Genomic DNA, 12953 nt, shown 5'->3' on the forward strand with positions numbered 1-12953 from the left:
TAGCGTCCAACCGGCTCTGCGTTTTGTCTGTTGTAGCTCACCCTTATGCCGGCGCGCGCGTCGGCCTCGCCACCATTCACGCCAAGGAGCAGGCCGCTGCGCCTGCTTTCCGACGTGTGCTGGACGCCGAGGTTTTGGTCGCGCCGGATCTCGACACCGACAAGCTCGGCACCTTCTCGGGTGAGGTGCCGCGGCCCGATGCGTTGGTCGAGACCTGCGCCATCAAGGCCGAGATGGTCTTCAAGACCATGGATGTCGATTGCGCCCTGGCGAGCGAGGGCAGCTACGGACCGATCGAGCGCGTGCCGTTGACGTCGTGCGGCGTCGAGATCATGGCCTTCGTCGATCGCAAACGCGGGCTTCGTCTTGTCGAGACCCTGGCTACCCACCGGACCAACTGGCGGCTGCAGCGATTCCCGGCAGGTGACCCGGCGGTTCCGGGCATCCTGAAAGCGATGGGCTTCCCGCGTTACGGCGTGTTCGTGATCTGCTCCAGCGACATGGACCATCCGATCAAGGGCCTCGAGACAGAAGCCGATGTGCTGGCAGCGATGGATCGCGAGGCGCGCCGCTCCACCGATGGTCTTGCGGTGCTTCTCGCCGACATGCGGGCGCATCGCAATCCGACGCGGATGCAGGTGCTGCGGGCACTATCGTGGAAACTTGCCAAGCGCCTGCAGCGGCTCTGCCCCAAGTGCAAGGTGCCGGGCTTTGGCTCCATCCAGTCGCGCCGCGGCTTGCCCTGCGAGGCCTGCAGCGCACCGACTCATTGGATCGACTTCGAGATCGACGGCTGCTCCGTCTGTGGTCACGCCGAGGCGCGACCCCGCAAGGACGGGCGCACGACCGCGCCAAAGCTTTCCTGCAAGGCCTGCCGATAGCCCTAGCGCTGCTCCATCACAGCGGAATGCGCTGTCACTGGGTCAGCACTGTGAACTGCAGGATGGCCGAACAAGTCAGGTACCCCCATATGCCAACGAATGCTATCAGCATGACCTGAGCTGCCACGTCGGGCGTGCGGTCGTCGTATCCGCTATGGTTGTCCATCGGGTGTCCCCTCCAGCGACGGAAACGGGACAAGCTTGCCGCTGCGAGATGGCAGTGGGCAAGTGCAACCAGCCTAAAAGTTGAATCCAAAGCGTGACCTTGGCGGCAAGCTTCTGGGCACCCTTCCGGAGAACCTTAGAACGTGGCGCGGCCGCCGGAGATGTCGAAGGTGGCGCCCGTCGAAAAGCTGCAGGCCGGGGAGGCGAGCCACAACGCCATCTCGGCGATTTCGCGCGGCGCCACGAAACGGTTCATCGGTACATTGGCGATCAGGCGGGCGCGATAGGCGTCGGTCAGTTCACCGAAGATCGCCGTCTCCGATGCCGACGGCGCGATGGCGTTGACCAGGACGCCACGGGTCGCGAGTTCCTTGCCCATCGACTTCGTGAGCCCGATCACCGCTGCCTTCGACGCGACATAGCCCGCGACGTACGGATTGCCGTCCTTGCCTGCAACCGAAGCGATGTTGACGATGCGGCCATAGCCTGCCGCGACCATGTCCGGCACGGCCGCCTGACAGCAACGGAACGTGCCGTTGAGATTGACGTCGAGCACCCGCTGCCACGTTTCTTCTGGATAGTCGGCGAAGGCGGCACTCGGGCCCAGGATACCGGCGCTGCTGATCAGGATGGCCGGTGTGCCGAGCGCTTGCTTCGTTTCAATCCAGGCCGAGCGTACGGCCTTTGTATCGGTAACGTCCGCGACGATTGCGGCGGAGGTCGAGCCGATCTTCTCTCTGGCACGGTCTAGGCCGTCGGGATCGCGATCCCACAGGGCCACGCGCACACCTTCCTCGGTCAATCGCTCGGCGATGGCGAACCCCAGGCCCGACGCTGCGCCCGTGACGACAGCTACTTGCCCGGACAACGACCGGGACGGAGCGAGAGCAGATGCGGTCATGGCGATCAAAGCCTGCGGATCGCGTTGCTGCCATCCCAGCTCTCGGCCTCGCGGGCGATCTTCTCGAAGAACTTGCCTTTGTTGCCCGATATCTCCGACAGCTCGATCACCGTCCCCGGATGGCCGGTGCTTTCGAAGTAGAGGAAGCGCCCGCGCGCGCCGATCTGGCCGCGATGGCCGATGCGCCAGCCCGCGGCGAGGCATTTGGCCAACGTACCGTCGAAGTCGGTGGTCCAGTAGGCGACATGCTGCAGGCCCTCGTGACCCGCCTGCAGGAAGTCGCGATACATTGACGGCGCGTCGTTGCGCTGCTGGATCAATTCGATCTGCAATGGCCCCGAGTTTGCGAGAGCAATCGAGATGTCGGGCTGTGAGGGCTGGCCCTTGTATTCGAAGGCTTCGATCGGCGGCTTCTCGATATAGAACCACGGACCGACGCCCATGGTCTCAGACCAGTATTTCATGGCCTTTTCGATGTCGCGGACGACATAGCCGTTCTGGCGGACAGGCCCGAGCAGCCGGCTCATTGGCGGATCCCCGCGTCGCGCGCCAGCTTGGTGAGGGCGGCGACATCGCGGCCGGTCTGCGCCTTGAGGTCGGCCGGGCTGATGGTCGAGGCCGTCATGCCGAACTCGGTCCAGCGTTCCTTGATGTCGGGCATTGCCAACACCTTCATCAGTTCGGCGTGCAGGCGGTCGACGATCGGCTTGGGCGTCTTGGCCGGCACCATCAGGTCGTAACGCCACACGAAGTCGAACGGCACACCCTGCTCGGCATAGCCCGGCACGTCGGGGAAGTTGATGGAGCGGCGGGCGCAGGAGGCCACGACCTTCACCTTGCCCGACTTGGCCATCGGCACCACCGACTGCACGTCGGCATAGCCCAGCTTGATGTGGCCTGCGGCGATGTCGTTCAGCACCAGCGCCGCGCCCTTGTAGGGCACGTGCGTCATCTGCACGCCGGTGGCGGCACGCACCATCTCGGCACACATGTGGCCGGTCGAGCCGTTGCCCCAGGTGCCGTAGTTCAGCTCGCCGGGCTTGGCCTTGGCCATGGCGATCACGTCGCGCAGATCCTTGGCCGGGAAGTCGGGGTGGGCGACCAGCACGACGGACGCGGAGCCGACATCGCCCAGATGTTCGAAGCCGTTCACTGGATCGTAGGGCAGGTCGGGCAGCACCGCCGGATTGACGACGACGGTGCTGGCCGAGCCCAGGACCAGTGTGTAGCCGTCGGGTGCCGACTTGGCCGCTGCCTCCATGGCGATGACGCCCGAGGCGCCGGGCTTGTTGTCGACGATGATCGTCTGGCCGAGGGCAGTCCCGAGCTTTTCGGCCAGCGAGCGTGCCACCAGGTCGGTGCCGCCGCCCGCGGCGAAGGGCACGATCATCTTGATGGGCTTGGCGCTCGGCCAGTTGGCGTCGGCGCTTTGACCGAACGCCGGCACGGCAAAGCCCGCGGCCAGGGCAAACGCCATTGTTCTGCGGAGCATATTCATCGTTTCCTTCCCCTCGGTGTATTTCAGCTTTTGGCAGGTGCGGCGCAGGACTCGCGCAGCACGAGATCGACCGGCAGCAGCGCGCGTGCTGCGGCGCCTGCGTCGCCGCCACGCAGGCGTTGCAGCAGCAACTCGGCGGCGGCTCGGCCGACATCTTCCAGGCTCCAGCGCAGCGCCGTGATGGCGGGCGCATGGACGGCCGCGAGATCGGTATCGCCGACTGACAGGACGGAGAGATCGCGCGGCAGGGAGAGATTGAGGTCGCGGGCGGCCCGCAGTGCGCCCGCCAGTATGCGCGTGCCGAGGGCGATCAGGGCCGTTGGCCGATCGGCGGCACCCAACAGCGCCAGCGCATCGCCATGGGCGAAATCCATCGACGTTTCCTGCGCCGAGACGATCGCGCCTATGGGATCGAGTCCGGCCTCGGCGAAGGCAGCCTGAAAGCCCGCAATGCGTTCGCGGCCCGGCCGCATCCGCGTGCCAGGGGTGAGCAGGGCAATACGGCGATGGCCAAGGCCGATCAGATATCGGGTCGCAGCCTGCGCGCCGCCGCGATGATCGACCAGCACCGCAGGCCAATCGTCACCGTCCGCATCTGGCACGTCGCGGTCGAGGATGACGACGGCCGCGCCGCCGGCAACGAGACCGCGCCAGGTTTCGTCGTTGGCATCGCTGCCAGGGGCGACGAGGACGCCATCGAGGCGGCGGCCGCGGAACTCTGCGGCGGCGGCGCGTTCACGCGCCGGCTCGTTGGCGGTATTGGCGACGACCAGCAGATAGCCGGCATCGCGCAACCGCGCCTCCGCTGCCTGGACGATGCTGGCGTAGAGCGGGTTGGCCACGTCGGACACCAGGCAGCCGATCATGCCGCTGGAGCGCGTCCGCAGGCTGCGGGCGAGGAAATCGGGTTCATAGCCGAGCTGTTCGGCAGCAGCCGTTACGTCGCGCGCAATGCGTGCGCTGACATGCTTGCCGCCGTTCAATGCCCGCGAGGCCGAGCCCAGGGAAACCCCGGCAGCCTGCGCCACGTCGCGGATCGTTATTCGACCCATCTGGAAACGATTTCCTACCCGTTCTTTAGATGAATATTGACCTCGACATCGGGAATGGCAAGAAAAATTGGAAACGTTTCCAAAAATGAAAACGATCCCACCTAGCTGGAGGAGGGTGCCGCGCGGTTTCCGGAGGCGGCCGTTTAACCTGCGATATCCGTCGCGAGGTGGAAGAGGCAATCGCCGCGTTCGCAGCGCGCCGGCACGCGCTTGCAAAGTACGAGGCCTGCGCGCTTGAATGGCACGATTTCGGGTTCACGCCATGGCGTATGGTGGAAGTGGATACGTGCGGCGGGTTGGCCTGCTTTCACCTCATCGCCCAGTTCGACCAGGGGCTCGAACAACCCGCCGTCGGTCGCGTAGACGTAATAGTCATCGCCGCCGATCTCGGTGAGCCGCGTGGCCGACGGCGCAGGGACAGAGCCTTGCAGCAGGCCAACATGGGCCAGCACGCGCCGCATGCCGCTTTCGGCGACCTTGAGGGAACCCGGCGTCACCAGACCGCCGCCGCCCAGCTCCGTGCCCATCGCGATCACACCCGCGCGATACGCGGCCGAGGTGAAGGTGCGGCCACCGCCCTGGGGCGCGGCAGAGATGTAGCTCACCGGAGCCCCGAAGGCCTTCAGCAGGCCGGTGACCTTCTCCATGCGCACGGCATCCTGATGGCGCGGTGCCAGCGCGCTCGGGATGTAGGTGAGGGAGCTGCCGCCGGAGTGGAAGTCGAAGGCGTAATCGAAGCCCGGCAACAGGGCATGCTCGATCCAATAGGCGATCTGTTGCGTGATCGTGCCTTCGGCATCGCCGGGGAAGGAGCGGTTCAAGTTACCCTCGTCGATCGGCGAGGTGCGTCGGCCTTCCATCGCGGCAGGAAAGTTCGCGGAGGGCAGGATCACCAGCCGGCCCTTGATATCCTTGGGTTCGATGCTGCGGATCAGGTTGCCGAGTCCGATCTGGCCTTCCCATTCATCGCCGTGGTTGCCGGCCTGCATCAACACGTTCGGGCCGTCCCCGTTCTTGATGCGCACGATGGGGATCGGAATCCAGCCATAGGCGGAACGATGCACCGAATGCGGCACGCGCACGAAGCCCGTGGCCTTTCCCTCTCCATTGAGGTCGATGTCGGCGGTTAGCCTGCTGAGCGCGGTGAATTCGGCAGATTTCAACGTTGCATCGGTCATCAGCGTCTCTCGCTTCGGGGATCGAGGGCATCCTGCAGACCGTCCCCCAGGAAATTGAAGGCGATCACGGTCAGGAAAATGAGAAGGCCGGGCCACAGCGCCAGCACCGGCGCTTCCTGTAAAAGTTCCTGCGCGCCGGTCAGCATGTTGCCCCAGCTCGCGGCCGGCGGCTGGATGCCGAGGCCGAGGAAGGACAGGGTCGATTCCAGCAGGATCAAGGTGCCCATCGAGATCGTCGTGGCGACGATCAGGGACCCCGCCGTGTTGGGCAGGATGTGGCGCAGCATGATTCGAACGGGTTGCGCGCCCAGTGCCTTCGCCGCCCGCGTGAAGTCGCGCGCCTTGAGAGACAGTGTCTCGGCGCGCACCAGCCGGGCGACCGTGGTCCAGCCGGTGAGCGCGATGATCACCACGATGCGATAGAGCGAGAAGGCTTCCGATTGTGCCAGCTCGGCCGGCACGCCGAGCTTTCGCGGATCGACGGCGGCCACGACGATCAGCAGCGGCAGCAGCGGCAAGGCGATCACGCCGTCGGTGAAGCGCATCAGGAAGGCGTCGAGCCGACCGCCGAGGTAGCCGGCCGCCACGCCGATCAGGGCGCCGAGCAGGCCCGAGAGAAGGGCGCCCGCAAGGCCGACCAGCAGCGACACCCGGCCGCCATCGAGCAGGCGCTGGAAGAGATCGCGGCCGACATCGTCGGTGCCCAGCCAGTACGCGGCCGAGGGCGGCTCGAAACGGCGGAAGAGGTCGGTCTGCGTGGGATCGACGCCACGAAGCTCCGCGATCAACGGGGCGGCGAGCGACAGCACCATGATGACGATCAGGAAGATCAGCGAGGCGCGTGCCAGATGATGGCGCCGCAATCGGCTCCAGCCGCGGGTCATGGCTGGTCCGCCGCCAGCGAGACGCGCGGATCGACCCAGGCATAGCCGAGATCGGCCAGCAGATTGCCGGCGATGGTTGCCGCCGTCGCCAGCAGCAGGCCGACGAGGGCGAGGTTGTAGTCGTTTTCGAGGATGGCCTGATAGATCGCCTTGCCCATGCCCGGCCAGGCGAACATGGTCTCGGTGATCACCGCGCCGGAGAAGAGCCCGCCGAACGACAGGGCCAGGATCGTGAGGACAGGGGCCAGCGCGTTGGCGAAGGCATGCCGCCACAGAACGGTCCGTTCCGGGGCGCCCTTGGCGCGTGCCGTGCGGACATAGTCCTGGCGCAGCGCTTCGATCATCGCGCCGCGCATGAAACGCGTGTACGGCCCGAGCTGGATCAGGGTCAGCGTCACCACCGGCAGCACGAGATGGCGAAGTTGCTCGGCAAGCGCGATGTTCCAGGGCGTGCCGGGCCGCGGATACGCCATGCCACCGGCTGGCAGCCAGCCCAGGAAGACCGCAAACAAGGTGATCAGCAGCAGCGCCAGCCAGAAAGGTGGCGTCGAGATACCGGCGAAGCAGAAGAGATTGATCAGGTAATCGGCGCGGCTGCGGGGATGGGCGGCGGCCCAGATGCCGAGGGGCAGGGCGATCGCCACCGACAGCACGAAGGCTGAACCCGCCAGAAGCAGGGTGTTGAGGAGGCGCGGCCAGAGGATGGTGAGCACCGGTTGGCCGAAGGAACGCGAGTAGCCGAAGTTGCCCTGCACCGCTTCGCCTGCCCAGGTGAGGTAGCGTTCGAGCAGCGGCTTATCGAGCCCGTAGGCGGCGCGCAGCCGGGCCGCGTCCTCGCTCCTCATGTTGGGGTCGCCCGAGATCATCAGATCGATCGGATCGCCCGGCATCAGCCCGATCAGCAGGAAGACAACCAGGCTCATCACGGCGAGCGTGATGATCGTCTGGACGGCTCGCGAAGCGAAGTAGCGGCTCACTGGCCTTCCCACCGCCACTGCTCGATCCAGAGCGTCGAGCTGTTCAGTGTGCCGGTGGGAGTGACACCCTTTAGCGCCTTGGGGATCACGAAGGGATCGACGCGGAAGAATAGCGGCAGGGACGGCAGATCGTCGGCTGCGAGCTTCTGAATTTCGGCGAAGAAAGCGCGGCGCTTATCGACGTCGAGTTCGCGTTCGGCATCGTCGAGCGCCTTGTCCATCTGCGGGTTGGCGTAGCCCGGATAGTTCTGGCCACTCCAGCCATTCTCGGCCGTGGGGATCTCCTTGGAATGCAGGGTCGAGCGTGGCACGCCGCCGGGGCGCTGCACCCAGGCATACATGCCGAGCGCGTTGTAGTTCCTCCGGTTCATCACCTCGAAAAAGAGGCGCGGCGGGTCGGCCTTGATGCGGACCTCGATGCCGACCTGCCGGAGCTGGCTCTGGATGACCTGCGCCACGAGCTCGCGCACGCGATTGCCCGCGGTCGTTCCAAGCTCGATCGACAGCCGCTCACCCGCTGCGTTCTGGCGCACGTTGTTGCGGATGGTCGAGAAGCCTGCCTCGTCGAGCAGCTTCTTCGCGGCAGCCGGGTCATAGTTGTATTGCCGCGCCATCGGGCTGAACATCGGGTCGAGGTCGCTGATGCCGCCATGCGCGATCGGCTGCTTGCCGTCGAACAGCTTCTCCGAAATGGCCTTGCGATCGATGGCGAGCAGCATCGCCTGTCGCACGCGCTTGTCGGCCAGCAGCTTGTTGTCGAGGTTGACGTCGATGTGTTCCCAGATCAGTGCCGGCTTGTAGATGACGTTGTACTTGGCGCCGTGGCGCTTCTCGAAGGCGATCGCCTGATCGAGCGAGAGGCCAAGCTCGCCCAGCACATAGTCGACGCCACCCGAGAGAAGATTGGCTTCCAGTGCCGCCGTGTTCTCGATGATCTTGACGACGATCCGTTTGAAATGCGGTTTCTCGCCCGTCCAGGTCGGGTTCTGCTCCAGGGTGACCCTGCTGCCGGGCACGATCTCGACGATGCGGTAGGGACCGAAGGCCAAGCCCGGATTGGTCGATTGCGTGTCGTAGGCGGTCTTGTTGCGGTACTCGGCCGGGTTCGCCTCGAAGATCGGCTTCTCGATGTGCGCCGGCAGCAGAAGCAACGCGCTGCTGTTGTAGTCGAAGGTCACTCGATCAATCGTCATGGTGAAACGGCGATCGTCTTTGACATCGAGCTTCAGGACCCGCTTGTAGCCCTCCGAGGAGGCGACGCCTGACAGCGGATGTTTGCCGACCTCGAGAGTGAAGGCGACGTCCTTGGTCGTCACCGGCACGCCGTCACCCCAGCGCAAGTCGCGCAGCTCGATGTCGATCTCCATGCCCTTCTTGCCGTCGGGCAGGTCGATCACCCGCGCCTTGCCATTCTCGACCGTCGGCAGCTCGGTGCAGGCAAGGCAGACGAGCTTCCAGTCCGCGTCGAAGGCCGTGAGCGGACGGGCCGTCATGTTGGCAATCAGCGATTTGGCCAGCATCGAGCTGATGACCGGATTCCAGGTCCCCGGCATCTGAGTCAGGGCCAGAACCAGCTCATCCTTGGCGTGAGCAGGAGCTGCGGCAAGGACGGCGAAAGCCAGGAGACTGGCAAGGAAACGGCGGATCATGTCCGCCGCACCGTAGCAAAAGAGTTTATCAGCGTCCCTTTTTCACCGTCCGAGTGTCGGACGTGGCGCGGGCGGGCGGCCGCCATGGCTGGCCGACCACTGCTCTGGCGCTTCGAGGAAGGCGCGGGTCTCGGTGAGGCCCTTCTCGTCGAAGTATTTGTGCTTCTGCGCGGCTTCCAGCGCGTCCCACCAGGTGGCAAGCGCATGCAGCTTCACGCCGGTGGAAGACAGCATCTCGATGCTCTGCGGAAATATGCCGTAGTGGAAGATCACGAAGCAGTCAGAGACCTTGGCCTCGGCTTTCCGAAGTGCCTCGATGAAGACCAGCTTGCTCCCGCCGTCGGTGGCGAGATCCTCGACCAGCAGGACACGCTTGCCCGGCTTCAGCTCGCCCTCGATCTGCGCCATGCGCCCAAAGCCCTTGGGCTGCTTGCGCACATAGATCATTGGCTTCTTAGCCAGTGCAGCCAGGAAGGCTGCGAAAGGGATGCCAGCGGTCTCACCGCCGGCCACCACGTCGATCTTGCTCCAGCCGATCGACTTTTCGATCGCCTTCAGCGCGTGCGTCATAATCTTGGCGCGGGCCTCCGGGAAGGAGATGATCTTGCGACAGTCGATGTAGACCGGGCTCGCCCGTCCTGACGTGAAGATGTACGGGTTGTCGGGTCGGCAGTGGATCGCCTCGATCTCCAGAAGGAGACGCGCGGTGTCCCGGGCTTCCGCCGTACCGCTGGTGCGGTCCGGAATAGCCTTACCGTTCAAGTCCTTGGCCGCCTTGTCCGCAGGTGCAGTTCCAGGCGATGATGCTTTCTTCTTCGTCGCCATGCTGCTTTTCCCCCACGCCGCTTGCGACAAAATGACGGGCGGTTGTTTAGCGTCCCTCCACAAGACCGGCAAGGGCGCGGCGAAGATTCAGAGATCAGAATCTAGTCGGTTTTGTCGGAAGACCGCTTTTTGGCCATCGCGATGGGCAAATGCCAGCCCCGATAGATCGACATCAGGCGCAGGAAGAGGCAAAGCCCTGCGCCGGCAAGGGTTACTGGCAGGCTGGGGAGGCCTAGCCATGTGCCGAGTGCAACCGTACCCGCGCCGGCGAGGGCTGCCACGGCGTAGAGCTCCGACCGTAGCACGGTTGGCACCTGCAGGGTGAGCAGGTCGCGCGCCACACCACCGCCTACACAGGTCACGACCCCCAGGGCCGCCGCCATGACCGGGTTCAGCCCATAGGCCAGCGCTTTCTGGGTGCCGGTCACGGCAAAGAGGCAAAGGCCCGCAGCGTCGAAGAGCATGACCGGGGTGCGGAGCCGGTCGATCCAGTCCGAAGCAAAGAAGCCTAGCAAGCCGGCTGCGAGGGCTGCGGCGAGGTAGGGCCAGTTGGCGATGGCGGCCGGCGGTATGGCGCCGATCAGAAGGTCGCGTGCGATGCCGCCCGCGACCGCCGCGGCCCAGGCAACGACGAGGACGCCGAACAGGTCGAGGCGCTTGTGGACCCCCCGCGTTGCACCGCTGATGGCGAACACGAAGGTTGCGGCGAGGTCCATCGCGGTGAAGAGCATCGCAGCGACATTACAACGATTACCCTTCACTGCCGAGATGGCAGAGTGGGGGCATGAAAGTCCGAGCGCCTCGCTTCCTCCATGCCCATCCCAGGTTGCTGCTGTCCTTCGTGGCGGGGCTCGCATTGTTTCTGTTGTTGCCTCACGGCATGCGGATCGAAACGAGATGCCTCCTCGGTTGGGACCTGATGGCGTTGCTTTACATCGGCACCACCCTGCAGATGATCGAAACGTCGACGGTCACGACCTGCAGGACGCGCGCCGAACTCTATGACGAGGGCGACTGGGTGATCATCCTGGTCGTGGTCGTGAGCGGGGCGGCGAGCTTCGCTGCGATCTTCGCCGAGTTAGCCTTGCTCAAGACACCGCACGGCTCGCTCTGGCTGGCGTTGCTGATCTCTGGTGGCACCGTGGCGCTGTCATGGTCGTTCACGCACATGGTGTTCGCGCTGCACTACGCCAACATCTACTACCGGCCGGACGATGATGGTCCCGGCGGACTTCGCTTTCCGGGTGACCGGCCGCCGGATTACCGCGACTTTCTTTACTACTCGTTCGTCATCGGCTGCGCGGCCCAGACCGGCGACGTCGAGACCGAGTCGCGCACGATGCGTCGGCTGAGCCTCATCCATGGCATCGTCGCCTTCGCTTTCAACACGGCGATCCTGGCGCTCACCATCAATGTCGGCGCGAGCCTGATCTAGCGACGTGGAGACAATCGGAAGTCGCGGCCGTCTTTAAGCCAGGCCAGCCGCTCATCCCGCAGCAAGGTCCGTCGCGCCTTGCCGGAATCGTCGCGCAGGCTCGCGGTGGCGATCTCGTAACTCTCGGGGTGCTTGTTGCGGCTGAGCAGGTCCGACAGCACCGCGTTCATGCCATCGATGACGTCCCGCGGATCGGCATCTTCCTTGATCTCGATGATGGCGTGGAGGCGGTTGCCGAGTTCGGCGTCGGGCAGGCCGACGACGATGCTGGAACGCACATCCGGATGCGCCACCACGGCCGCTTCAACCTCCGCCGGATAGATGTTTGCGCCGCCGCGCAGGATCATGTCGCTCAGGCGGTCGCCGAGATAGAGGTAGCCATCGGCATCGAATCGTCCGACGTCACCGATCGATTCCCAGCCATCCTCCCGTCGCTTCGGATTCGCGCCGAGATAATGGTAGGTGCTGCCGGAACCGGAGGCGGGCAGGAAGTAGATCTCACCGGTTTCGCCGGGTGCCACGTCCTTGCCGTCCTCGCCGATGATCCGGATCTGGCAAACGGCAGGGTCCGGCCGGCCGACCGATCCCTTGTGGGCGAGCCATTCGGTGCCTGAAATCACGGTGCTCCCCTGGCGTTCGGTACCGCCATAGAGTTCAAAAATACGCTCAGGCCCGAGCCATTCGATCCACTTCTCCTTCAGCCATGGCGGCATGGGCGCAGCCATATGGAAGACGACCTTGAGGCTCGAGAGGTCGTAGCGGTTGCGAACGCTCTCCGGCAGCGCCCAGATGCGGTGCATCATCGTCGGAACGAAGTTCACCCATTCGAGCCTATGCGCCTCGATCAGCCGCAGCGCTTCTTCGGCATCGAACTTCTTCAGGCCGGTGACGCTGCCACCCGCAAACAGGGCGTAGTGGGTCACGAGGAATGGGGCGTTGTGATAGAGCGGGCCGGGATTGAGCAGTGCCACGCCGGGCACGATGCCCAGCGGCGTCGGTGAAGTGAGCTCGATGACGGCCGGTTGGTGGTCGAGGATGATCTTGGGGCGCCCAGTGGAGCCGCCGCTGGTCATCGCCTTCCAATAGCGCGCGACCGGGCGGTCGAGCGGCTCGTCCGAAACACCTTCGGGCTCGAAGTTCTGGGGCAGGGCGTTCGGGGCGTTCCAGTCCGGCTCACCACCGACAACCAAGGCAGGCTTCAGGACGTCGAGAATGGCAGCCACTTCGCCGCGCGGCAGCCGATGCGACAGCGAGGTCGGTGTCGCGCCCAGTTTCCAGATCGCAAAGCTCGTCTCGTAGAACGCATTGCTGTTGGGCAGTCCGATGGCGACGAAGTCGCCGGCTTTTACCCCTCGATCCGCAAAAGCACGGGCGCGCCGGTTGGCGCCGCGCTCGAGCGCCTCCCAGGTGAGCTCTTGTCCATCGTGCCGAACGGCGACGGTGTTGCTCGGCTTATGGTCGGCATACCAGCGCGGCACATCGGCAAGCGGAAGCAGCATTCATTTCCT

At 65.0% G+C, this 12953-nt stretch carries 14 protein-coding genes; 2 read left to right on the plus strand and 12 right to left on the minus strand.

Annotated elements, in window-relative coordinates:
- The first annotated feature begins 23 nt into the window (after positions 1–23).
- Complete coding sequence (locus EPO50_RS10310) at positions 24–881, plus strand: DUF6671 family protein (protein ID WP_296343600.1); 858 nt, start codon at positions 24–26, stop codon at positions 879–881.
- A 34-nt stretch (positions 882–915) separates the two neighbouring features.
- Here the strand turns inward: EPO50_RS10310 and EPO50_RS10315 are convergent, their stop codons facing one another.
- The 11 genes from EPO50_RS10315 to EPO50_RS10365 form a co-directional block, all read right to left on the minus strand.
- On the minus strand, positions 916–1047 hold the full coding sequence (locus EPO50_RS10315) for a hypothetical protein (RefSeq protein WP_296343602.1): 132 nt from the start codon (positions 1045–1047) through the stop codon (positions 916–918).
- A gap of 135 nt (positions 1048–1182) precedes the next feature.
- Entirely contained in the window at positions 1183–1914 is a 732-nt protein-coding gene (locus EPO50_RS10320; RefSeq protein WP_296343603.1) for an SDR family NAD(P)-dependent oxidoreductase, read from the minus strand.
- A 38-nt stretch (positions 1915–1952) separates the two neighbouring features.
- On the minus strand, positions 1953–2474 hold the full coding sequence (locus EPO50_RS10325) for a VOC family protein (RefSeq protein ID WP_296343605.1): 522 nt from the start codon (positions 2472–2474) through the stop codon (positions 1953–1955).
- On the minus strand, positions 2471–3439 hold the full coding sequence (locus EPO50_RS10330; protein WP_296343606.1) for a tripartite tricarboxylate transporter substrate binding protein: 969 nt from the start codon (positions 3437–3439) through the stop codon (positions 2471–2473). Before EPO50_RS10330 ends, EPO50_RS10325 begins: the two co-directional genes overlap by 4 nt.
- A 29-nt stretch (positions 3440–3468) precedes the next feature.
- Positions 3469–4497, minus strand: coding sequence for a substrate-binding domain-containing protein (locus EPO50_RS10335; RefSeq protein WP_296343608.1), 1029 nt, complete (start codon positions 4495–4497; stop codon positions 3469–3471).
- 143 nt (positions 4498–4640) lie between these two features.
- A complete protein-coding gene (locus EPO50_RS10340; protein WP_296343610.1) occupies positions 4641–5675 on the minus strand; it encodes a succinylglutamate desuccinylase/aspartoacylase family protein in 1035 nt (344 codons plus the stop codon).
- Positions 5675–6559 (minus strand): ABC transporter permease, encoded by an 885-nt coding sequence (locus EPO50_RS10345; protein ID WP_296343611.1) that lies wholly within the window; start codon positions 6557–6559, stop codon positions 5675–5677. The genes EPO50_RS10340 and EPO50_RS10345 overlap by 1 nt, the downstream gene beginning before the upstream one ends.
- Complete coding sequence (locus EPO50_RS10350) at positions 6556–7536, minus strand: ABC transporter permease (protein ID WP_296343613.1); 981 nt, start codon at positions 7534–7536, stop codon at positions 6556–6558. Before EPO50_RS10350 ends, EPO50_RS10345 begins: the two co-directional genes overlap by 4 nt.
- Positions 7533–9185 (minus strand): peptide ABC transporter substrate-binding protein, encoded by a 1653-nt coding sequence (locus tag EPO50_RS10355; protein ID WP_296343615.1) that lies wholly within the window; start codon positions 9183–9185, stop codon positions 7533–7535. Before EPO50_RS10355 ends, EPO50_RS10350 begins: the two co-directional genes overlap by 4 nt.
- 42 nt (positions 9186–9227) lie before the next feature.
- The gene (locus tag EPO50_RS10360) at positions 9228–10010 is read right to left on the minus strand and encodes an orotate phosphoribosyltransferase (RefSeq protein ID WP_296343616.1); all 783 of its coding nucleotides are present in this window, start codon (positions 10008–10010) and stop codon (positions 9228–9230) included.
- A 101-nt stretch (positions 10011–10111) separates the two neighbouring features.
- Entirely contained in the window at positions 10112–10741 is a 630-nt protein-coding gene (locus EPO50_RS10365; RefSeq protein WP_296343618.1) for a TRIC cation channel family protein, read from the minus strand.
- A gap of 53 nt (positions 10742–10794) precedes the next feature.
- On the opposite strand from EPO50_RS10365, the gene EPO50_RS10370 reads away from it, so the two are divergent.
- Entirely contained in the window at positions 10795–11445 is a 651-nt protein-coding gene (locus EPO50_RS10370; RefSeq protein ID WP_296343620.1) for a DUF1345 domain-containing protein, read from the plus strand.
- Here EPO50_RS10370 and EPO50_RS10375 read toward each other — a convergent pair.
- Positions 11442–12944 (minus strand): AMP-binding protein, encoded by a 1503-nt coding sequence (locus EPO50_RS10375; protein WP_296343622.1) that lies wholly within the window; start codon positions 12942–12944, stop codon positions 11442–11444. The two genes, EPO50_RS10370 and EPO50_RS10375, sit on opposite strands and share 4 nt — an antisense overlap.
- Positions 12945–12953 lie beyond the last annotated feature (9 nt).

This window comes from Reyranella sp. (assembly GCF_004297405.1).
Taxonomy (GTDB): domain Bacteria; phylum Pseudomonadota; class Alphaproteobacteria; order Reyranellales; family Reyranellaceae; genus Reyranella.